We start from the raw sequence: 19,901 nt of genomic DNA on the forward strand, positions 1-19,901 counted from the left end.
AGCGGGAAACCCGCCTCAAGATAAGTTCTCCCTACGAGACCCGTGGAAGACCACCACGTTGATAGGCTGGGTGTGCAAGCGCGGTAACGCGCGTAGCTTACCAGTACTAATCGGTCCATTGGCTTTATTCCTTCACATCGACATGCTCCACGAACCTACATGCCCGTTCCCTTCAGTTGTCATGGTTCGCTCGTTCCATCCATAGATTCACATTCACGAATCTTCCTGGTGGCGATGGCGAGGAGGAAACACCCGATCCCATTCCGAACTCGGCAGTTAAGCTCCTTTGCGCCGATGATACTTCGTCTCAAGACGCGGGAAAGTAGGACACTGCCAGGAAGTTTTTTATGATGGTTCACGGTCGTAGGCGTCACGCGGTCAATACCGCTGTGATGCCACGACCGGAAACCGGTTCACACCGAGGGAATCCGACGCTCATGAAAACCTTTACCCCCTCATCCAAAGACATCATCAATGATTGGATCCTCATCGACGCCAAGGACATGGTCCTGGGTCGTGTGGCCAGTCTGGCGGCCCATCGTCTGCGGGGCAAGCACAAACCGATCTTCGCTCCCCACATGGATGTTGGTGATGTTGTCGTGATCATCAATGCCGAAAAGGTCCGTTTGACCGGCTCCAAGATGGAAGACAAACGTTACTACCGTCACAGCGGTTATCCTGGTGGACTGAAAACCACCACTGCCGCCACGGTTCTGGGTGGCAAATATCCGCAGCGTGTGCTGCAAGCCGCCATCGTCGGCATGCTGCCCAAGAATGCCCTGGGACGCCAGCTCGGACGCAAACTTAAAATCTATTCCGGAGCCAATCATCCGCACGCGGGTCAAAAGCCCCTTGAAGTCACGATGGGTTGATGGCTCGCTTGACTGTTTAACGGGAAAATGGATCACAAACATGTCATTGACCAATGCCACGTATGCCACGGGAAGACGCAAGGAAGCCATCGCACGGGTTTGGATTCAGCCGGGTGCCGGCAAATTCATCATCAACAAAAGCGAAATCAATCAGTATTTTGATCGCGCCGGGCTGCGTATCATGGCCCGTCAGCCTTTTGTGGTGACCCAGACCGATGACCGTTTCGATGTCACGGTCAACATCTGCGGAGGCGGTGTTTCCGGTCAGGCGGGCGCCATCAAACACGGCGTCGCCCGTGCCCTGGTCGCCTACGATCCGGCCTTTCGTGCCGTCTTGAAAAAGGGTGGTTTCCTGACTCGCGACTCCCGTTCCGTGGAGCGCAAAAAATATGGACACCATAAGGCGCGCAAGAGCACACAATACTCGAAACGTTGATCGCTTGCCGGTCTGGAATATGGAAATAGGGTGGGGAGGCGTATTCGACGCCTCCCTTTTTTATTGGGCGATTTTTTATTGGAAAGTTGCCTGGAGTCGGCCATGACGTTTGATGTGGGCATCTTCGGGGCCAGTGGTTATACCGGAGGGGAGCTGGTCCGACTGTTGGCGCGTCATCCTGAGGCGCGCATCGCTTTTGTCACCTCGGAGCGTCATGCCGGACGCCCCCTGTCCGAGGTCTTCCCCCATTTGGGCGCCTTGCCGGAGTTGATCTGCCGTCCGCTGACCGACTTCACCGCATCGGCGGAGTGTGATGTGGCTTTTTGTGCCTTGCCGCATCTGACCTCCATGGATGCGGTCCCGGAGCTGTTGGATCGGGGCATGCGGGTGGTGGATCTCTCCGCCGATTTCCGACTGCACGATGCGGATCAGTTCCGGCAGTGGTACGGCGAAGAACATCGGGCCGCGGATCTGTTGGACGAGGCGGTCTATGGCCTGCCCGAACTGGGCATGCGCGATGCGATCCGTCAGGCCCAGCTCATCGCCAATCCCGGCTGTTACCCCACCTCGATCCTGTTGGCGCTGGCGCCCTTGTTGAAAGAAAACGCGGTGGAGCTCTCCTCGCTGGTGATCGACAGCAAATCCGGCGTCAGCGGCGCCGGGCGGTCTGCGGTTCAGGGGTCTCTGTATGCCGAAGTGGCGGAGGGGTTCCGCGCCTACAAGAGCGTCGGCCATCGTCATACCCCGGAGATCGAACAGGAGTTGAGCCGTCTGGCGGGGGTGCCGGTGCAGGTGCGTTTCGCGCCCCATCTGATCCCCCAAAGCAGAGGCATTCTGTCCACCTGTTACGTGCGGCCCCGGCTTCCCTTGATGGAAAAAGAGTGGCGGGATCTGTTGGCCTCCCACTATGAAGAAGAACCGTTTGTTCGGGTGCTGCCGGTGGGGCAGTTTCCCTCCACCCTTCAGGTGCGGGGTTCCAACCATGCGGTCCTGGCCGTGGCCTTGGATGAGCGTACCGGCTGGTTGATGGTGATGTCGGTGATTGACAATCTGGTCAAGGGAGCCTCTGGCCAGGCTGTGCAGAATATGAACCTCCTGATGGGGGTGGACGAATCGGCGGGTCTGGAGCAATTGCCGCTCTTTCCGTGACCGCCGATGGGGGTACCGGAGCGGTTTTGCTTGCCATGCGGGAAAAAGTCTGCTAACAAGCTTTACTTTCCGGTGGATTTCCGGTGTAGTCTGGGTATAGGAACCATTCAGAAGGAGTTTTCAAATGGCATTGATCATCAGTGAGGATTGCACGAACTGCGACGTGTGTTTGCCCGAGTGTCCCAACGAAGCGATTTCCGATGGGTCGGATGTGGATCGCGACATCTATTTCATCCATCCCGATCTGTGCACCGAGTGTGTGGGCGCTTTTGACGAACCCCAGTGCGTCGAAGTTTGTCCGGTGGAGTGCATCGAGCCGGATCCGGATCACGAAGAGTCCAAGGATGCCCTGCAAGCCAAATACGACGCCATTCACAACAGTTGATGGGGCGTTGTTGATGTTTGCCAAGCCGCCAAGAGCGGTGATGGCAAGTGTCGCGGGAGGGAGAAGGGGCGTATCTGGACTCAAGTGCGCCCCTTTTTTCATGAGGAACGATGGAATGGGTCAACCATACAGCCGTCGGGAGGGGTGACATGCCCCGCAGCATGACCGGATTCGCCAGTGGCGAGGCTTGGCTGGGTGAGATGCGTTTGGTCTGGCGCATCAAGTCGGTGAATCATCGTTTTTTGGATGTGGCCATGCGTCTGCCGGAAGGGTGCGACGCGCTGGAATTGCTGGCGGCCCGGCGGATCAAGGAACGGTTTGTCCGGGGGCATCTGGAGTGCGTGCTTGCCACGCATACGGATGGTCCTGTTTCCCGGAAGCTGGAAGTGGACGAGGCCCTGTTGGCGGCGGTGATGGATCTGGAGCAGCGGGTGCGCGTTCATCCCGATGGGGCCGGACGGGCGCCGATGGGCATGGATCGTCTGTTGGGCTGGCCGGGCATGGTGCGGGAGCGCCGGGGCGGGGAGATTCTGGAAACCGAGGCGGGTCACGAGGCGGTGTTGGCCTTGCTGGAGCAGACCTGTGACACCTTGGACCGGGCACGCGCCGAAGAGGGACAAGCCCTGGTGGTGGTGATGCAACATCTCTTGGAGGATTTGGCGGCGCGGGTGGCTGAGGTGGTATCCGCCATTCCCCGTGTGCGTCATGCCTTGGAGACGCGGTTGCGGGAGCGGGTGGTCGGGTTCATGGGTGCCGGGTCCGGGATGGACGAAGGATTGGCACGGGAGCTGGCTTATTTGTTCAACCGGATCGACATCGCCGAAGAGGCGGACCGTCTGGGGGTGCATATCCGTGAGATGGGAGCGCTGCTGGAGGGCGTCGAGCCGGTGGGATTGCGTTTGGATTTCTTGTGTCAGGAGTTGAACCGCGAAGCGAATACCTTGTGCTCCAAGGCCCAGGATCGGGAGTTGTCCCGGCTGGGGGTGGAACTCAAGGTGATTGTGGAACAATTACGGGAACAGGCGCGGAATCTGGAATGATGGAACACATGGATGCGGGCAAGGGATTCGTTTTGATTCTTTCCGCCCCTTCGGGCGCGGGCAAAAGCACCTTGGCGCGGGTGCTGATGGAACGTGGTCAGGGAATGCTGACTTCGGTTTCCACCACCACCCGGAGCCCCCGTCCGGGAGAACAAGAGGGCAAGGCCTATTTCTTCGTGGATGAGGCCACCTTCAAGGAACGGATCGCAGCCGGTGAATTTCTGGAGTGGGCGCATGTTTTCGGCAACCACTACGGCACCTCCCGGGGATTTGTCGAGGATGCGTTGCATCGCGGTCTGGTGGTGATGTTGGACATCGACTGGCAGGGCGCCCGGCAGGTGCGGGACAACATGGGGGGGGATGACGTGGTGAGTGTCTTCATCATGCCGCCATCCCGGGATCATCTGCGCAGCCGTTTGCAGTCGCGGGGACAGGATGCCCAGGAGGTGATCGAACGGCGTATGGCTGCGGCTGCCGCCGAGATGTCTCATTGGGATGAGTATGATTACATCGTCAACAACGATGATCTGGAGCGCGCCGGAGAGGAGTTGGCGGCCATCGTGAAGGCGGAGCGGTTGCGGCGTTCGCGGGTGGGACGGCCTCTGCGTGGCATTTTGGAAACATTTGGTTTGTGATCGGATGTTCAATCGAGTGGGTGGAGGGTTGAGAGCATGGCTCGGGTAACGGTGGAGGATTGTCTGAATCACGTTGGCAACCGGTTTGATCTGGTGATCATGGCGGCGAAGCGTGCGCGTCAATTGACGGCCGGTGGGGAGTCGGTGCTTCCCAGGGAGAATGACAAGAACACGGTTCTGGCGTTGCGTGAGATCGCGGCGGGAGTCCTCGACCTGGAAAAATTGATGGCCGAAGAGGAAAAATTGCTGGTTCAGGAGCCGGAGGAGGAGTTGCTGTTGGTTCCGGAAGAGACGTTGGCCATGGCCCGTTCCCTGGTTGGGGATGACGACGATTCCGGCGACGGCGACGAGGAAGAGGAAGATCTGGGAGAAGACGGCGACGAGGATCTGGATCTGTTGGCCACGGCCATGGATGTGTTGGGAGACGATGAGGATGATCTGGATCCGGATTCGGATGCGCGGGCCTTGATGGCCGAGGATATGCGCATTCCCGGTGTGGATGAGGAGCGGTATTCCGGGTTGGGATCGGTGGATGGTCTGATGATCGACGAGGATGACGGCTGATCGGATCGAATCCTGCCGCTTGACCCCTTGCGTGTGTTGGCGAGAAAGTGGGGGAAAAGGTGAACGTGGAACAGTGGGCGGTGTTGGTGGACCGGATTTTGGGGTATCATCCGGGCGCTGATCAGGCGCTGCTGGAGCGTTTGCGGCTATTTTTGGAGAGCGTATCGGATAAAGAGCAGTACGCCTGCCGGGTCGGAGAACTGGATACCCCCTTCGAGCCGCTGGCCGTGGCCGGAATTCTGGTGGATTTGCGTTTGGATGTGGCTTCGATTGCCGCCGGGTTGTTGGTGGACGCCGTGTCCGCCGGGTGGATGGGGCTGCAACAGGTCCGCGATGATTTCGGCGAGGATGTGGCGTTTCTGGTGGAGCGGGTCTCCCGCATCTCCTTGTTGCCCTCCCGGCCCAAGAATACCTCCCAGGCCGAAGAGTTCCGCAAGATGATCTTGTCCATGGCCAAGGACATCCGGGTCATCCTGGTGCGTTTGGCCATTTGTGTGTGGCGCATGCGGCATCTGGCCGCACGCGCTCCCGCCCCTTTGCCGGTTCCCCGTCAGGCCATACAAGACATCGTTGAAATCCAGGCCCCCATCGCTCATCGGTTGGGCATCTACTGGATCAAGAACGAACTGGAGGATCTGGCCTTTCGTCTGCTGGATTTCGATGCCTACGAGTCGTTGAAAAAAGAGGTACTGAAACGTCGCAAGGGCGGGGCCGACCTGGTGCAACAGGTGGTGGGACTGCTGAAAAAACATTTGCGCAAGCATGGCATCACCGGTCAAGTGTTGGGGCGGGAAAAGCATCTGTGGTCGATCCACCACAAGCTTTTGCAAAAGAACATCACCCTGGACGAGATGTACGACATCATCGGCTATCGGATCATCGTCAAGAAGAAGCCCGATTGTTACCGGGTGTTGGGCATGATTCACGGCGAATTCCCGCCGGTTCCCGGACGGTTCAAGGATTACATCGCCTTGCCGAAGAGCAACGGTTATCAATCGTTGCATACGGTGGTGATCGGTCCCTTCGGGGAGCGGATCGAGGTGCAGATTCGCAACGAAAAGATGCATCAGGTGGCCGAAAGCGGTGTCGCCGCCCACTGGACCTACAAGGAGCGGGGTGGGTTGGTGGAGCGCAAGCACGCCGGCACCACGGGTTACGAGTGGTTGCAGCGCATGCTGGAAAACCACAAGAAGGAAGACGACGTTGGCAAGTTTGTCGAAAACGTCAAGATCGATCTGTTTCCCAACGAGATTTATCTGTTCACTCCTGCCGGGGATGTGATCACGTTGCCGGTTGGGGCGACGCCGGTGGATTTCGCCTATGCGGTGCATTCGGAGGTGGGGGATCACTGTCAGGGGGCCAAGGTGAATGGTCGCATGGTGCCCTTGCATACCATGTTGCACACCGGCGATCAGGTGGTGATTCTCACCGCCAAGACCCAGCGGCCCAATGGGGCGTGGTTGCGGTTTGTGGTGACCTCCCGGGCTAAATATCGCATCAACCGTTGGCTCAAGGTGCAGGAGCGGGAACGGGATGTGGCGCTGGGTCGGGCGATGCTGGAGCGGGAAGTGCGCAAGGTGGGGCGTGGCGCGGGTCTGAGCGAAAAATTGATCCGCAAGGCCATGGAGGTGTTTCAACTGACGGACGAATCCGAATTGATGGCCCGGATCGCCCGTTCCCGGTTGTCGTCGATGCAGGTGGCGTTGGCGTTGTTTCCGCCGGCGGCTTTGGAGCGGGAGAAGGATGGCGCGGTTCCGTCCGTGGAGCGTCCTCCCGAGGAGGTACGCCTCAAGGCGTTGCCCGCCCGTACTGAAGTGCGGGCCGCTCGGTGTTGTGGTCCGGTGCCTGGGGATCCCATTGTCGGGATCATCACCACGGGTCGCGGGATCGTGATTCACGGGGTGGGGTGTCCCAATCTGGCCCCTTTGGTGGCCCAGCCGGAGCGTTGGATGGATGATCTGGTCTGGCCCGCCGAAAAGGATGCGCGGTATCGCACCCGGTTGCGGGTCATGGCCCGCAACCGGCGTGAAATCATTACCCTGGTCACTCAGGCGGTGACCGCCGCCAAGGGTGGAGTGGCCAGTGTGCATGTGTGGGACCGGGATCGGGATCCGTGTGTGCTGATCATGCTGGTGGAGGTTTCTGGCGTGGAGGAGTTGGATCAGGCCATGAACCATTTGCGGGCCTTGAAAGAGGTTTTCAACGTGGATCGGATCCGTGGAGGATAATGCCATGGGCAGTGTGCGTCAGGTGGTGGCGTGTGGTGGGGCGCCGGAAGCGATCGGGCCTTACAGTCAGGCGGTGCGCGTGGGGGAGTGGTTGTATCTTTCCGGACAGATTCCGTTGGATCCGGCTACCGGGCAAATGGTGGCGGGGGATGTGGTGTGTCAGATGGAACGGGTGATGGAAAGTGTGGGGGCCATCCTGGCCGCGGCGGGAGCGGGCTTTGGGGATGTGGTCAAAACCACCCTTTATCTGGTGGACTTGAATGATTTCGCGGCAGTGAATGGGGTGTATGCCCGTTATTTCCAGGTGCCGTTTCCGGCACGGGCCACGGTGGGAGTGGCGGCGTTGCCTCGGGGGGCGCGGGTGGAAATGGAGGCTGTGGTCTATCGGCCGGAGGGTGGGGGCTCATGAATCCCGGTGCCCGGTTGGGGGTGATCGGGTGGGTCGGGGTGTTGGGGTGTCTGTTGTGGGTCGGTGAGGGGTGGGCCGGACTGTTTTGTGTGACGGATTTTGCGGGTCGGCGTTGTTCCTACCCGGATGTGGAGTCCTGTCGGCGTGCGGCGGGTCGGCAGGGGGGATGCGAGCTGAATGTGGCGGAGATGGTCAAACCGATTGGTGGCGCTCCGTTTTGTCTGGTGGAAAGTTGGCGCACCCACTGTATTTATCCGGATCGGGTCTCCTGTGAGCAGCAGGCAGCCGTAACCCGCACGGTGTGTGTGGCTCATCCCAATCAAGGGAGCGTGGAGGAGAGTCCCGAGGTGCCTGCCGGCGCCCCCCGTGGTTCGGGCGGCGTGGGGGCCTCCGGATCCAGGCCGGTGGAAGGGTCATCCTCCTCCGGCGGTTATCTGTCGAGTCCGGGATATCAACCAGGGATCGAGAAGTGATGGGCAGAATCCGATTGTTGGGATGTTTGGTGGCGTTGCTGCTGGCCGGGTGTGCGGCTTCGGGAGTGGAGGGCATCTCTTCTGCGGGGGAAGCGGGACCGGTGCCGCAACAGGTGGTGGTTCCTGGTCGGGATTACAAGCTGATCTCGGAGTGTCTGTTCCGGAGATTGGTGGCCGATGGGCGTCAGGTGGATTTGTTGTTGTTCGGATGTGCCGGCAAGGCGGAGTTGGTCGGAGCGGTGGAGTCGATTCGGGTGCAGGCGGGGGGGGATGGGTCCGTGGTGGAGGGATCACAGAAAAACATGGCATTGATCATGGGCCATCTGGACCGCTGCGTCGGCGAACGTCCGGTGCGTAGAAACTATTGAAAACAAAGAGAGGGTCTGGGAGATTCATCTCCCAGGACTTTGACTTTAAAAAAATAAAACTATTAATTTAGAATCAAAATCCTGAAGAATGAATCCTTCAAATCTAATCTTTTTTCAATGAGTGGTCTGGTTACGGGGTTTTCAGAGGGATTTTGGGCAGTTGCAGGCAGCCTTTTTCCTCGAACAACTCCGTTGCCCGATCCGCCTCACGGGCCGAACGGAACGGTCCCCCGTACAGACAATTCATCACCGTCTGCCCGATTGCGTAATGACTCAACGTGGCCGGCCAACCTCTGGCCTTGATCCGCTCCTGTCGTCCTTCCACCTCCTTCAGGCTGGAAAAACACCCATACGCCACTACAAAATGGACCGGCTCTTCCTGCTGCGCCACGGTTGAGGCTGGAACCAGAGCCGGTTTGTTTGTGATCACACTGGCTGCAACCGGTTGTTGGGAGAGCACCTTTTTGGGGTGGATTTTCACCGTGGCTTGGCGGCTTGGCGGGGATTTTTTTTCGCTGCGGACAACCGTTTTTTTCTCGCTGGATCTTTTGAATGGGGTCGCTTTCGGTTCTTCCAACCGTGCCGGTTTTTCTTGCGGTTGGACTGTTTTTTCTGTCCGGTGGTCAGCCTGGTCCGGTTGGATGGCCGGCGGAGCCGGGGAGAGGGGCTCCGGAAGCGGGGATTGGGTGGTCACTCGGGCCGTTTGGGGTTCAACCGGCTGCGGAGCAACCGCCTGGGGAGGCTCCACCACCGCAGGGGGCGTTGGTTCGATGGAAGAGGTTGTGGTCGCCACAGACGAAGTGGTCGGCTCGATGGAAGATGTGGTGGTCGCTACAGACGAGGTGGTCGGCTCAATGATGGCTGAGGGGGCAACCGTGGACGGCATCTCCTGGTTGGCGACCAGGGTTGGCTTGTGCTGTGGTGCGGCGGGACGGGACATCTGAAACCACGTTTTCAGTCCATCGCCCCACATGGCCTGGGCCATACCAGAAAAAAGCAGCAGGGCCACGCCACCTTTCCACCAGCCTGAAAGTTCCCGGGACTTCCGGGTTGTGGAGACGCGCTCCTTTGGTTCCGTTTGTGTTGGCAACTCCAGCCTGGACACGGGAAAGGGGCTGATCTCCGGCTTGGGGATCGGTGCTGGCGCGGGTTTGGATTCGGGAGTCGGCTCGGGGGGTGGCGCGGGTTTGGATTCGGGAGTCGGCTCGGGCAGTGGCGCGGGTTTGGATTCGGGAGTCGGCTCGGGCAGTGGTGCGGGTACGGGTGTGGGAGTCGGCTCGGGTGTGGGAGTCAGATCGGGTGTGGGTACCGGCCCGGTTGCTGTCTCCGGCTCGGGAGCGGGCAGCAGAATGTCCGGCATGATCACGGGAAACGGTGGCGGTGGCAGGGATTCCGGACCAGTCACCGGCAGGGCGAGCAGGGCGGGGAGATCCATTTCGAGAGGCAGGTTTTCCGGTTCCGGGGGCAAGGGCGCGGGAACGAATGCGGGAGAGGCCACCGGTGGCGTCAGAATCTCGAAAACCGGCACAGGATCAACCGGCCAGGAGGGGGGCTGGCTTGTCGAAGCGGGAGCGGTCGTTTTCGCCGTGAGCAGCGGTGCCGCCACTGCGGGACGGGAGGCTTTGACCGCAGGTTGTTGTTGGGGAGGAGGTGGAGGATCAACCGGATCGGGTTGGGATCGGCTCGGCTCCTGATTCCAGTTGTTCCAGGGATAGGGCAGGGATTCGGCCTCCATCCGCCGGAGGCGCGTGGGTTGGCTGACCATGTCCCCGGAGCGGGTGGGCATCACCGCCGGTTCCCGGATGGAAGCAGGCAGCGTCCAGGGATTGATGCGGGTCTTGGGCGTTTTTTGGGTTGGGTTCACTGGATCTTGGTTGGATCATGGCTGAAGAGAAAAGCATCTTTGCCATGATTATAGAGACTTTCAAGGCCGGTGTCCATTTCCGACGCGCCACGAATCGAGGGAAATCCACAGGGTTCGGGATTGTTTTTCCCGGACCCTGTGGGTGTTGCGGCGACAATGGCAGCCGATCACGAGACCTTGACCTGAATCGCCCGGGGCTTGGCTTCTTCCCGCTTGGGCAGCATCACTTCCAGCACGCCGTTTTTGTAGGCGGCCTGGATGCCATTGACATCCGTGGTGTTGGGCAACTGGAACGACCGGCTGAAGCGACCATAGGCCCGTTCGACCCGATGGTAGTTGTCTTGATGCTTTTCATCTTCAAATTTCCGTTCTCCCGAGATGGTCAGACGGCCATTGTCCACGTTGACGCTGATGTCTTTTTGTTCCATGCCGGGCACGTCCGCCTTGATCAGAATGTGCTGTTCGTCTTCCCGGATGTCCACCCGCAGCGGCCATTGGGTCATCATGCCGCTGGATTCATCCAGATCCCGCTCGAACAGACGATTGATGTCGCTTTGGAGCGAACGGAAAGGACGGAAGGGATCGTAGTGGATTAAAGCGGCCATTTTTTGTCCTCCATGAGGGTTGCATTGATGGTTTCTGTTCTGATCGGATGACCAGTGGTGCCATTGTGATCATCAGGTAAGTGGCAGACAGAACGGATGCAAGGAGGAGACGTGAATTTTTTTAAAAGCAGGCGGATGGCTTGGACGGGAAATGATTCCACACAGCCCGAGCGCGAGGTCGGGCCATGTGGCGGGTCAGAACGAAACGCAAAAATAAAGCGGGGGCACCATCAGGGTTTGGTCTTGGTTTTCTCGATGAATTGCTGTACGTTCTTCTCAAGAAAGGATTTCAGCTCTTTCTGGCCGTGGGTGAGAATTTCCATGGCGCGCATGGTGTTGGTGCGCATATCCTTGGCCATTTCGGAGGCGATTTCGGTCTGGGCGGCCAGCAGATCTTTGGGGGATTTGGCACCGGCCAGTTGGTCGAGTTGACGGGCTCCGGAGGTGTTGAATTCTTCGATGGCATCCAGTTGATGCTTGGCCAATTCACGCACCGTGTTGTCGTTGATTTTTTGCAACTCGGTGATCGAATCGAGCATCAACCGGGTCATGTCGGTCATTTTTTTGGTGATTTTATCGCTATTCATGTCCGTGGCCTCGTTTGGATGGAGTTGGGTACGGTGGCAGTGCATGTTGGATTTTTCGTTTATGTTGCGATGCAACATGGATGAAAGATTAAATGGAATGGCTCCTGGCGTCAAGTATTTTTCGTGAGTCATCAAAAATTTTGTCCTCTGGTGGAACGACCCGTGGAGCTGGCGCATGAAGGGTGGTGGGCATGAAGAAATACCGGTGAATCTGGAGTTGCTCTCCAATGACAACCGGGTCGGCATGGTGCTGATGGTGGGCGGAATCATGCTGGGCGTGGCGGTCGGCGACCTGATGGGCTGGGGAACATTTTTTTCCGAGGATGGGTTTGGTGCGGTGCTGTTGCGTCCCCTGTTGCTGGCCATCGGGACGGTTCTGGTGCTGGCGGCGGTGCGGAGGCTGTTGACGCCGGGATGCAAACCATTGTTACGGATCAATTTTGGTGGCATCACCGATATGCGGTTGGTCAATGCGCCAATCCGTTGGTCATTTATCGTGGATGCCCAGCGTCCTCCGGGGATCCTGCGTTATCTGTTGCCCGGGGTGGTGCTGAAGCTGCATGCCGACTATGAACCCGCCGGCGTGGAAACCATCTGGTCCGGACTGTTGCACCTGACCTGTCGCTTGCGGGGCAAACACGTGCTGTTTTTGGAGTGCGGCACCCTGGATCACTCGCCGGAGGAGACCCTCACGGCGATTCAATCTCATTTGCGTGCCCGTCACAAGATGGGCGTCCGGCGCTAAAGCGGTTCCAGGGCCTGGATCAGCCGTTCCAGATCCTCCAGTCGGTGCGCGGCGCTCAACGACAGACGCAGCCGGGCGGTTCCCGCCGGAACCGTGGGGGGCCGGATGGCCATGGCCAGGATGGCGTGTTCGTCTTCCAGTCGTCGGCTGGTCTGAAGGGCGGTGGCGCTGTCACCCAGAATCACCGGAATGATCTGGCTGCGCGACGCGCCGGTGTTCAGCCCCAGATCGTTGAGCCGCTGGCGCAGGGTGTGGGCGTTGTCCAGCAGACGTTGACGGGAGGCTTGGAGCGTGGGCAGCAGTTCCAATGCGGCGTCCATGGCCCCGAGTACACCCGGGGGCAAGGCGGTGGAGTAGATCAATCCGGCGCAGTGGTGAATCAAAAAGTCCCGGATCTCCGCCGCGCAGGCCACGTAGGCGCCGAATCCCCCCAATCCCTTGCTGAAGGTGCCCAGGATCAGATCCACGGCTCCGGGACGGGTGGCGGCCAGTCCGAATCCGTCGGGACCGAAGACCCCGGTGGCGTGGGCTTCGTCCAGATACAAAAAGGCTCCGAAGCGTTCTTTCAACTGGATCAGTCCGTCCAGGTCCGCCGGGTCTCCATCCATGCTGAAGAGGCTTTCGGTGACGATGAATCGAATGCCGGGACGATGGGCGCGGGACTTGAGCAGAGATTCCAGATGGTTCAAGTCGTTGTGGCGGTAGCGGATCTGATGTACCCCGGCGGCGTGGCAACCGTGATGCAGACTGGCATGATTGAGTCGGTCGCAATAGACCTCCGGCGCGCCACCCAGCACCCGGGCATCCAGCAGCGCCGGCAGCACGGTGGCGTTGGCCTGAAAGCCGGCGTTGAATACCAGGGCGGCCCCGCTGCCTTTGCCGGCGGCCAGTTTGGCTTCGACCCGTTCAAAAGGCTCCAGATTGCCGCATACCAGTCGCGAGGCGGTGGCACCGCATCCCCATTGGGCGGTCCACTCCCGGGAGCGGGCGATCAGGGCCGGATGATTGGCCAACCCCAGATAGTTGTTGGACGAAAAATTGATCAGGGCGCGTCCCTGCTTGAGAATGCGGCCCTCCGGGACCGGCAGCATGGGAATCAGGGTACGGGTCTGGCCGGCGAGTGCCGCGTGCCGGGTGAAGGCCCGATAGGCGTCGTGGGGCGTGATGGTCACTCCGGCTCCTCGGGCAAGGGGATCCAGCGGCGGTTGATGTAGGCTTCCAGGGGCTGGAAACGGGATTTGTAGCGCATTTTGGGGCAGTCGGCGATCCAGTAACCCAGATAGACCCATTCCAGTTCCATCTGTCGGGCCAGTTCGATTTCCCACAAGATGGCCATGGTCCCGAGACTGCGGGCTCCTTCGTCCGGATCGTAAAAGGTGTAGACCGCCGACAGACTGTTGTTGAGCAGATCCACCACCGCGGTTTGCAGCAGTCGTCCTTTGAGTCGAAAATCGACGAACCGTACCGCGCACCAGTCGGAGTGGAAAAAATCCATGAACTCCTCGAACTGGGGTTCGGCCATGGGACCGTCTCCGTGACGGCTGTTCAGATAACGTCGGTACAAATCGAAGTGTTCCGCCGAAAAGGTGGGGCCGCCGGACTGGATGGTCAGATCCCGGTTGCGGCGGATCACCCGGCGCATGGCGCGACTGGTCTGGAATGGGGCCACCCGTACCCGTACCGGCACGCAGGCGGCGCATCCCGCGCACCAGGGGCGGTAGACCAGATTGCCGCTGCGTCGGAATCCGGTGGACAGCAGATACTCGAACCGTCCGATGTCCATGGGAAAGCCCGGACTGACATGTAGGGTATGGGCCACGGGATCCGGCAGATAACCGCAAGGATGGGGCGGACTCAACAGCAGTTCCAGGGTCTGGCGATCATCGGCCATGGGAGAGGCTCCGGTCATGCCTCGCCACCTTGCAATCCGTCCGGAAAGATCGCACCATGTTTTCTTTTTTTCAGAGGAAGGAGAATCATGTTCAAAGGAACCACCATACTGTCGGTGCGACGCGGCTCTTCCGTGGTCATGGCCGGAGACGGACAGGTGACCCTGGGGGCCATGGTGATCAAGGCCAATGCCCGCAAGGTCCGCTTTTTGAAAGAAGGGCATGCCCTGGCGGGATTCGCCGGTTCCACCGCGGACGCTTTTACCTTGTTCGAGCGTTTCGAGGCCAAGCTCGCCAAACACGGAGGCATCCTGACCCGGGCAGCCGTGGAGTTGGCCAAGGATTGGCGCACCGATCGCATGTTGCGTCGTCTGGAGGCCATGCTGGCCGTGGCCGATGCGTCGGCCAGCCTGCTGATCTCCGGGACCGGCGATGTGTTGGAGCCGGAAGAGGGAATTCTTGCCATCGGGTCAGGCTCTCCTTATGCGCTTTCAGCCGCACGTGCGTTGTTGCGTCACACCGATCTGTCGGCCCGGGAGATTGCCGAGCGTTCCATGGCGATCGCGTCCGAGATCTGTGTTTATACCAATTCAAACCTGATAATTGAAGAGTTGTAAATGTCCGAATTCACGCCGCGGGAGACTGTATCCGAACTGGACCGTTTCATCATCGGTCAGGATGACGCCAAACGGGCTGTGGCCATCGCCTTGCGCAACCGCTGGCGACGGCAGCGGTTGGATCCGGCCATGCGGGAGGAGGTCTATCCCAAGAATATTTTGATGATCGGTCCCACCGGGGTGGGCAAGACCGAAATCGCCCGGCGACTGGCCAAACTCTCCGACGCCCCTTTCCTCAAGGTGGAGGCCACCAAGTTCACCGAGGTGGGGTATGTGGGGCGGGATGTGGAGTCGATCATCCGGGATCTGACCGACATGGCGGTCAAGATGTCCCTGGAACGGGCCAAGCAGGAGGTGCGGCGGCAGGCCGAGGATGCGGCGGAGGATCGGGTGTTGGATGTCTTGCTGCCCACTCCTTCTCCCTCCGCTTACGCCTCCACGGATCTGCTTCCCCCCGGACCCGGGGACTCCGGCACCCGTCAGAAATTTCGCAAAATGTTGCGCGAAGGCAAACTGGACGAACGGGAGATCGAAATCGATCTGCGGGAAGCCCGCAACGGTCCCACGCTGGAGGTGTTCACCCCCCAGGGCATGGAGGGGATCAACATTCAGGAGATGCTGGGATCCGTGCTGGGGGGGATGCGTTCCACCCGGCGCAAGCTGACGGTCAAGGAAGCCTTCAAGCTGTTGGTGGACGAGGAGGCGGGCAAGCTGGTGGACAAGGACAAGGCCAAGCGCAGCGCCTTGGAGCGGGTCGAGCAGTCCGGGATCGTCTTTCTGGACGAGTTGGACAAGGTGTGCGCCCGCAACGGAGAGATGCGGGGCGGGGCGGATGTCTCCCGCGAAGGGGTGCAGCGTGATCTGTTGCCCCTGGTGGAAGGCACCACGGTGAGCACCAAACATGGCATGGTGAAGACCGATCATATTCTCTTCATCGCCTCCGGGGCGTTTCAGTTGGCCAAGCCTTCGGATCTGCTGCCGGAGTTGCAGGGGCGTCTGCCCATCCGGGTGGAGTTGAAGAGTCTGGGGGTGGAGGAGTTTTTGCGCATCCTCACCGAACCGGAGAACGCCTTGACCCGTCAATACGCCGCCTTGCTGGCCACCGAGGAGGTGGAGTTGGTGTTCGCCGAAGACGGGGTGCGGGCTTTGGCGGAGATTGCCGCCAAGGTCAACGAGACCACCGAAAATATCGGTGCCCGTCGGTTGCACACGGTCATGGAGAAGCTGCTGGACGAAATTTCCTTCACCGCCCCGGATCGTCATGGGGAGCGGCTGGTGATCGATGCGGCGTTTGTGCAGAAGCAATTGAAGGATCTGTCCGAAAACGAGGATCTTTCCCGCTATATCTTGTGAAATCCGGAGGGTGATCATGGAATTGCCATTCATCAAATGTCACGGATCGGGCAACGATTTTTTGCTGATCGACGAGATGGAAACCCCCTTGACCCTGGATGATGCGGGGCGGAGTGGATTGGTGGTGGCCATGTGTCGTCGGGATTCCGGGATCGGGGCGGACGGGGTGTTGTTTCATCAGGCGGCGCCGGGAGCCGATGCCCGCATGCGGATTTTCAACGCGGACGGCTCCGAGGCCCGGATGTGTGGCAATGGCATTCGCTGTCTGGGACGTTACACCCTGGAAAAGACCGGTCGTTCCGAGGTGGGGATCGCGGTGATGCAGGGGGTGTTGCGGGTGCGGCGGGTGGAGGATTTTTTCCCCGGCGTGGAGGCCTGTGAAACCGAAATCGGGCCGATTTCCCTGGATCCCGGTACCTTGCCCATGGTCTGGCCCGGCAGACAGGTGGTGGGAGAGATTTTGCCCGCGTTGTCGTCTACTTGGCGGTTCACGGCTCTTTCGGCGCCCAATCCCCACATCAGCGCGGTGGTGGAGGAGGTGGACCGGGAGGATCTGATATGGGTCGGGCGTCTGGCCAATGGGGATCATCCGTTGTTTCCCGATGGGGTCAATGTGAGCCTGCGCCGGGTGATGGGGGAGGATGCCCTGTTTGTGGCCACCTATGAGCGGGGGGTGGGGTGGACTCATTCCTGTGGCACGGCCATGACCGCTTCGACTTTCGCCGCCTGCCTGGATGGAACCTTCGCCTTTGGGCGTCCGGTGCGGGTGTTCAACGCCGGGGGGCAGGTGATCTGCACCGCGTTGTGGGGTGGCGAGGCGGGAGGCCATTCCGGGTTGCTGGCGGGCAATGCCACGTTCGAGTGGGATGGTCTGGTCCGGTTCGATATGAGCGATGCGGCCAATCCGTTGCGGCATGTGCGGCGTGTGCGGGACCGGGATGAGGAGATCCGGGCCTATGAGCGGTTCAAGGCGGCCTGCGCGACGGAAAACCATTGAAAAAAAAGAGGGGGTCTGGGGGATTCATCCCCCAGGACCTTTTTTTTAAAAAAATAACTTCACCACCAATCCTTTTCTTCAAAAACCATCTTTTCGCTTTTCTTTTGCTTCTTTCTTCCACTCCTCTCGGTCCGGGATTCCATCGCGGATCTTTTTCCGGAATATTATCTGATCAAGGTCAACCGTTTTGACAACATCGCCCGGGATACCCTGGACGAGTGGATCTGTTTTTTGAAGAACGCGGAGGTTCGGGACGAGTTCACGGCCCGTGGTTTGCGGGATGCCAAGTTGCATCTGGACCTGTTGCAACTGCCGGAATCGGAACGTTTGGCCTATGAATCCTACCAGGATGATCTTCATGATCAGGCCAGCATGGTGGAGTCCACTTACGGCATCGGCAAGCTGGAAGGGATCCAAATGGGCAAAGAGGCGGGCAAACAGGAAGGCAGACAGGCCGGAAAGGCCGAAACCCTGACGCAGTTGTTGCAGGCCCGGTTTGGCGTGCTGCCGGAATGGGTGCAGGAGTGGGTGAACGGGGCCACGGTGGAGGCGTTGGACCTCTGGATTGGTCGGATTTTTTTTTGGCGCAGGAGCGGTCCGAGGTGTTTCAGTAATCCGCCCAGTGCAGCAGCATGGCATCCAGCAGAGGGGTGCCCGCCGGGGTGAGACGGAGGTATTCCGCATCGACTTGCACCAGATCGTGTTTCAGCAGTGTGTCCATCTTGTCGCCGTAATGAGCCACGGGATCGCTGCCGGTGATCTGTCGATAGCGAGCGCGGCTCATGCCCTTTTGCAGGCGCATGCCCATCATCAGACACTCCAGGCCGGCTTCAGCGGAGTCTACCGGAAAGGGCGGCGCAAAGGATCCGGTGTGATATCCCGTCACGTCAGCCGGATTTTCCGTGCGCCAGGTTTGTCCTGTTGCGTCGGTCCACTTGCCGTGGGCCCCCGCGCCCAACCCCAGATAATCCCCGAACTCCCAGTAATTCAGATTGTGGCGACACTCCTGGCCTGGAAAGGCAAAATTGCTGATCTCATAGGGCAGATAGCCGTGATCCGACAGGAACCGGCGGGTGAACTGGAACAGGGCCAGGGCGTGTTCATCGTCCGGCAGGTGGAGTTGTCCCTGTTGGGCCAAACGGTGAAACGGGGTGTCGGGTTCCACCGTCAGGGCATAACAGGAAAGATGACCGATTCCCCACCGGCACGCCTCCTCCAACTCTTGTTGCCACTGCGACAGGGTGTGCCCGGGAGTGCCGTGAATCAGGTCCACGTTGATGCGGGGGAATCCGGCCTGGTGCAGCCCCTCCAAAGCGGTCAGGGCCATGGCCCGGTCGTGGGGGCGTCCCAGGAGCTTGAGGCGTTCGTCCGACAGGGCCTGCACCCCCAGACTGATCCGGTTGACGCCGGCTGCGCGCCAACCGGTGAGCTTGTCGGACAGGCAGGATTCGGGATTGGCTTCCAGGGTGATTTCGCAATCGGGTTCCAGGGGCCAGCACTGGCGCACGGCATCCAGAATGGCTTGAATCGAACCCGTCTGCAACATCGACGGGGTGCCGCCACCCAGAAAGATCGATCGCAACGGCCTGGAGTCGTGGGCCAGCCAGCCGCGCCTGTGGTGCAGTTCCTCCCCTAGGCGGGCTGTATAGCCGGTTTCGGAGACCGGCAGGCCGGGCACCGAATAAAAGTCACAATACGGACACTTGCGCACACAAAAGGGAATGTGGATGTAACAAGACAGTCCACAATCGGTCTGCAATCCTGTCACGATGCGGTCATCTCACCCAGAAAAGTCTTTCTTTGCATGGCGATCAGATCGCTGATTCCCTTGCCCGCCAGTGAGGCCATGGCATTGAAATCATTCAGGGTGAAGGGGGCTGTTTCGGCGGTGCCCTGGATTTCGATGAATTTCCCGCTGCCGGTCATCACGAAATTCATGTCGGTTTCGCACTCGAAATCTTCTTTGTAGTTGAGATCCAGCAGTGGCTCACCCTTCACCATGCCGCAACTGATCGCCGCCACAAAGTCGGTGATGGGCAAGGATTTGATCATGCCCTGTTTTTCCAGCCAGCGACAGGCATCCATGAAGGCGATGAAGCCTCCGGTGATGGAGGCGGTGCGGGTGCCGCCATCGGCCTGCACCACGTCGCAATCCACCCAGACGGTGCGTTTGCCCAGTTTGGTCAGGTCGGTCACGGCCCGCAACGACCGACCGATCAGACGTTGAATCTCCAGGGTGCGTCCACCCTGGCGACCCTGACTGGCCTCGCGGGTGGTGCGATCATGGGTGGCCCGGGGAATCATGCCATATTCAGCGGTGACCCAGCCGCGATTCTGGCCTTTCATCCAGCGGGGTTGCTGCTCTTCCACCGAAGCGGTGCAGATCACCCGTGTTTGCCCAAAACTGATCAGGCAGGATCCCTCGGCCCGATGGTTGAAAGGGCGAGAGATTGTGACAGCCCGCATTTCATCGGGCTGGCGTCCGTCGTGTCGGCTCATGAGGAGGTGCTTTCCAGGGGGTAAGTTGATGATGAGAAAAGAAAAGAGTATCTGGGAGTATTTGGTTTCAGCCAGAATCGATCATTGTAACACGCCCAGGAGGCCATCACAATCCTTGCATCCCAAACAAAAACACCTGGAGGAGTCGTTCCCCCAGGTGTTTTCAGTGAATGGCTGACACGCGGT

At 59.6% G+C, this 19,901-nt stretch carries 23 protein-coding genes and 2 rRNA genes; 18 read left to right on the forward strand and 7 right to left on the reverse strand.

The genetic code is table 11. The annotated features are described in order from the left end of the window. From HQL98_11780 to HQL98_11840, 13 genes are all read left to right on the forward strand, one after another. Positions 1 to 131: ribosomal RNA gene (locus tag HQL98_11780) — 23S ribosomal RNA — on the forward strand; the annotation flags it as partial. A 93-nt stretch (positions 132 to 224) separates the two neighbouring features. After that, positions 225 to 339, forward strand: a 5S ribosomal RNA gene (rrf, locus tag HQL98_11785). Positions 340 to 437: 98 nt separating this feature from the next. Further along, complete coding sequence (gene rplM, locus HQL98_11790) at positions 438 to 872, forward strand: 50S ribosomal protein L13 (GenBank protein ID MBF0272730.1); 435 nt, start codon at positions 438 to 440, stop codon at positions 870 to 872. A gap of 40 nt (positions 873 to 912) precedes the next feature. Next, positions 913 to 1,308: a 30S ribosomal protein S9 gene (gene rpsI, locus HQL98_11795; GenBank protein ID MBF0272731.1), complete on the forward strand. Its 396-nt coding sequence runs from the start codon at positions 913 to 915 to the stop codon at positions 1,306 to 1,308. Between the two features lie 102 nt (positions 1,309 to 1,410). Next, positions 1,411 to 2,457 carry an N-acetyl-gamma-glutamyl-phosphate reductase gene (locus HQL98_11800; GenBank protein MBF0272732.1) on the forward strand — a complete coding sequence of 349 codons (1,047 nt, stop codon included), beginning with the start codon at positions 1,411 to 1,413 and terminating at the stop codon, positions 2,455 to 2,457. Positions 2,458 to 2,581: 124 nt separating this feature from the next. Then, a complete protein-coding gene (locus HQL98_11805; GenBank protein ID MBF0272733.1) occupies positions 2,582 to 2,842 on the forward strand; it encodes a YfhL family 4Fe-4S dicluster ferredoxin in 261 nt (86 codons plus the stop codon). A gap of 149 nt (positions 2,843 to 2,991) precedes the next feature. After that, the gene (locus HQL98_11810; protein MBF0272734.1) at positions 2,992 to 3,882 is read left to right on the forward strand and encodes a YicC family protein; all 891 of its coding nucleotides are present in this window, start codon (positions 2,992 to 2,994) and stop codon (positions 3,880 to 3,882) included. After that, positions 3,882 to 4,517: a guanylate kinase gene (gene gmk, locus HQL98_11815; protein MBF0272735.1), complete on the forward strand. Its 636-nt coding sequence runs from the start codon at positions 3,882 to 3,884 to the stop codon at positions 4,515 to 4,517. Before HQL98_11810 ends, gmk begins: the two co-directional genes overlap by 1 nt. A 36-nt stretch (positions 4,518 to 4,553) precedes the next feature. Continuing rightward, a complete protein-coding gene (gene rpoZ, locus HQL98_11820; GenBank protein ID MBF0272736.1) occupies positions 4,554 to 5,081 on the forward strand; it encodes a DNA-directed RNA polymerase subunit omega in 528 nt (175 codons plus the stop codon). A 65-nt stretch (positions 5,082 to 5,146) separates the two neighbouring features. Next, positions 5,147 to 7,309, forward strand: coding sequence for a bifunctional (p)ppGpp synthetase/guanosine-3',5'-bis(diphosphate) 3'-pyrophosphohydrolase (locus HQL98_11825; protein ID MBF0272737.1), 2,163 nt, complete (start codon positions 5,147 to 5,149; stop codon positions 7,307 to 7,309). Between the two features lie 4 nt (positions 7,310 to 7,313). Beyond that, a complete protein-coding gene (locus HQL98_11830) occupies positions 7,314 to 7,718 on the forward strand; it encodes a hypothetical protein (GenBank protein ID MBF0272738.1) in 405 nt (134 codons plus the stop codon). Further along, positions 7,715 to 8,191 (forward strand): hypothetical protein, encoded by a 477-nt coding sequence (locus tag HQL98_11835; GenBank protein ID MBF0272739.1) that lies wholly within the window; start codon positions 7,715 to 7,717, stop codon positions 8,189 to 8,191. Before HQL98_11830 ends, HQL98_11835 begins: the two co-directional genes overlap by 4 nt. After that, entirely contained in the window at positions 8,191 to 8,559 is a 369-nt protein-coding gene (locus tag HQL98_11840; protein ID MBF0272740.1) for a hypothetical protein, read from the forward strand. Before HQL98_11835 ends, HQL98_11840 begins: the two co-directional genes overlap by 1 nt. 130 nt (positions 8,560 to 8,689) lie before the next feature. On the opposite strand, the gene HQL98_11845 is transcribed toward HQL98_11840, so the two are convergent. From HQL98_11845 to HQL98_11855, 3 genes are all read right to left on the reverse strand, one after another. Next, positions 8,690 to 10,423, reverse strand: a complete 1,734-nt coding sequence (locus HQL98_11845) for a hypothetical protein (protein ID MBF0272741.1) — start codon at positions 10,421 to 10,423, stop codon at positions 8,690 to 8,692. Between the two features lie 167 nt (positions 10,424 to 10,590). Then, positions 10,591 to 11,028, reverse strand: coding sequence for an Hsp20/alpha crystallin family protein (locus HQL98_11850; protein MBF0272742.1), 438 nt, complete (start codon positions 11,026 to 11,028; stop codon positions 10,591 to 10,593). Between the two features lie 230 nt (positions 11,029 to 11,258). Next, the gene (locus tag HQL98_11855; protein ID MBF0272743.1) at positions 11,259 to 11,615 is read right to left on the reverse strand and encodes a phasin family protein; all 357 of its coding nucleotides are present in this window, start codon (positions 11,613 to 11,615) and stop codon (positions 11,259 to 11,261) included. A 175-nt stretch (positions 11,616 to 11,790) separates the two neighbouring features. Between HQL98_11855 and HQL98_11860 the strand changes: the two genes are divergently transcribed. After that, complete coding sequence (locus HQL98_11860) at positions 11,791 to 12,360, forward strand: hypothetical protein (GenBank protein MBF0272744.1); 570 nt, start codon at positions 11,791 to 11,793, stop codon at positions 12,358 to 12,360. On the opposite strand, the gene HQL98_11865 is transcribed toward HQL98_11860, so the two are convergent. Continuing rightward, positions 12,357 to 13,451 carry an 8-amino-7-oxononanoate synthase gene (locus tag HQL98_11865; GenBank protein MBF0272745.1) on the reverse strand — a complete coding sequence of 365 codons (1,095 nt, stop codon included), beginning with the start codon at positions 13,449 to 13,451 and terminating at the stop codon, positions 12,357 to 12,359. The two genes, HQL98_11860 and HQL98_11865, sit on opposite strands and share 4 nt — an antisense overlap. A gap of 77 nt (positions 13,452 to 13,528) precedes the next feature. Next, positions 13,529 to 14,269: an arginyltransferase gene (locus HQL98_11870; GenBank protein ID MBF0272746.1), complete on the reverse strand. Its 741-nt coding sequence runs from the start codon at positions 14,267 to 14,269 to the stop codon at positions 13,529 to 13,531. Positions 14,270 to 14,338: 69 nt separating this feature from the next. Here HQL98_11870 and hslV point away from each other — a divergent pair, with 69 nt between their 5' ends. From hslV to HQL98_11890, 4 genes are all read left to right on the forward strand, one after another. Then, a complete protein-coding gene (hslV, locus tag HQL98_11875; GenBank protein ID MBF0272747.1) occupies positions 14,339 to 14,866 on the forward strand; it encodes an ATP-dependent protease subunit HslV in 528 nt (175 codons plus the stop codon). Then, a complete protein-coding gene (gene hslU, locus HQL98_11880) occupies positions 14,867 to 16,219 on the forward strand; it encodes an ATP-dependent protease ATPase subunit HslU (GenBank protein MBF0272748.1) in 1,353 nt (450 codons plus the stop codon). 16 nt (positions 16,220 to 16,235) lie between these two features. Further along, positions 16,236 to 17,216: a diaminopimelate epimerase gene (gene dapF / locus HQL98_11885; GenBank protein MBF0272749.1), complete on the forward strand. Its 981-nt coding sequence runs from the start codon at positions 16,236 to 16,238 to the stop codon at positions 17,214 to 17,216. Between the two features lie 231 nt (positions 17,217 to 17,447). Further along, positions 17,448 to 17,882, forward strand: a complete 435-nt coding sequence (locus tag HQL98_11890) for a hypothetical protein (protein MBF0272750.1) — start codon at positions 17,448 to 17,450, stop codon at positions 17,880 to 17,882. On the opposite strand, the gene hemW is transcribed toward HQL98_11890, so the two are convergent. Both hemW and rph read right to left on the reverse strand, forming a co-directional pair. Then, positions 17,824 to 18,984, reverse strand: coding sequence for a radical SAM family heme chaperone HemW (gene hemW / locus HQL98_11895; GenBank protein ID MBF0272751.1), 1,161 nt, complete (start codon positions 18,982 to 18,984; stop codon positions 17,824 to 17,826). The two genes, HQL98_11890 and hemW, sit on opposite strands and share 59 nt — an antisense overlap. After that, positions 18,981 to 19,715: a ribonuclease PH gene (gene rph / locus HQL98_11900; protein ID MBF0272752.1), complete on the reverse strand. Its 735-nt coding sequence runs from the start codon at positions 19,713 to 19,715 to the stop codon at positions 18,981 to 18,983. The genes hemW and rph overlap by 4 nt, the downstream gene beginning before the upstream one ends. Positions 19,716 to 19,901 lie beyond the last annotated feature (186 nt).

The organism is Magnetococcales bacterium, assembly GCA_015231755.1.
In the GTDB taxonomy this organism is placed as follows: domain Bacteria; phylum Pseudomonadota; class Magnetococcia; order Magnetococcales; family Magnetaquicoccaceae; genus Magnetaquiglobus.

Bases quoted from the DNA above. Each gene is read 5' to 3' on its own strand.
- rplM (MBF0272730.1), top strand. From the start codon at position 438: ATGAAAACCTTTACCCCCTCATCCAAAGACATCATCAATGATTGGATC.
- rpsI (MBF0272731.1), top strand. From the start codon at position 913: ATGTCATTGACCAATGCCACGTATGCCACGGGAAGACGCAAGGAAGCC.
- HQL98_11800 (MBF0272732.1), top strand. From the start codon at position 1,411: ATGACGTTTGATGTGGGCATCTTCGGGGCCAGTGGTTATACCGGAGGG.
- HQL98_11805 (MBF0272733.1), top strand. From the start codon at position 2,582: ATGGCATTGATCATCAGTGAGGATTGCACGAACTGCGACGTGTGTTTG.
- HQL98_11810 (MBF0272734.1), top strand. From the start codon at position 2,992: ATGCCCCGCAGCATGACCGGATTCGCCAGTGGCGAGGCTTGGCTGGGT.
- gmk (MBF0272735.1), top strand. From the start codon at position 3,882: ATGGAACACATGGATGCGGGCAAGGGATTCGTTTTGATTCTTTCCGCC.
- rpoZ (MBF0272736.1), top strand. From the start codon at position 4,554: ATGGCTCGGGTAACGGTGGAGGATTGTCTGAATCACGTTGGCAACCGG.
- HQL98_11830 (MBF0272738.1), top strand. From the start codon at position 7,314: ATGGGCAGTGTGCGTCAGGTGGTGGCGTGTGGTGGGGCGCCGGAAGCG.
- HQL98_11835 (MBF0272739.1), top strand. From the start codon at position 7,715: ATGAATCCCGGTGCCCGGTTGGGGGTGATCGGGTGGGTCGGGGTGTTG.
- HQL98_11840 (MBF0272740.1), top strand. From the start codon at position 8,191: ATGGGCAGAATCCGATTGTTGGGATGTTTGGTGGCGTTGCTGCTGGCC.
- HQL98_11850 (MBF0272742.1), bottom strand. From the start codon at position 11,028: ATGGCCGCTTTAATCCACTACGATCCCTTCCGTCCTTTCCGTTCGCTC.
- HQL98_11855 (MBF0272743.1), bottom strand. From the start codon at position 11,615: ATGAATAGCGATAAAATCACCAAAAAAATGACCGACATGACCCGGTTG.
- HQL98_11860 (MBF0272744.1), top strand. From the start codon at position 11,791: ATGAAGGGTGGTGGGCATGAAGAAATACCGGTGAATCTGGAGTTGCTC.
- HQL98_11865 (MBF0272745.1), bottom strand. From the start codon at position 13,451: ATGCTGCCGGTCCCGGAGGGCCGCATTCTCAAGCAGGGACGCGCCCTG.
- HQL98_11870 (MBF0272746.1), bottom strand. From the start codon at position 14,269: ATGACCGGAGCCTCTCCCATGGCCGATGATCGCCAGACCCTGGAACTG.
- hslV (MBF0272747.1), top strand. From the start codon at position 14,339: ATGTTCAAAGGAACCACCATACTGTCGGTGCGACGCGGCTCTTCCGTG.
- hslU (MBF0272748.1), top strand. From the start codon at position 14,867: ATGTCCGAATTCACGCCGCGGGAGACTGTATCCGAACTGGACCGTTTC.
- dapF (MBF0272749.1), top strand. From the start codon at position 16,236: ATGGAATTGCCATTCATCAAATGTCACGGATCGGGCAACGATTTTTTG.
- rph (MBF0272752.1), bottom strand. From the start codon at position 19,715: ATGAGCCGACACGACGGACGCCAGCCCGATGAAATGCGGGCTGTCACA.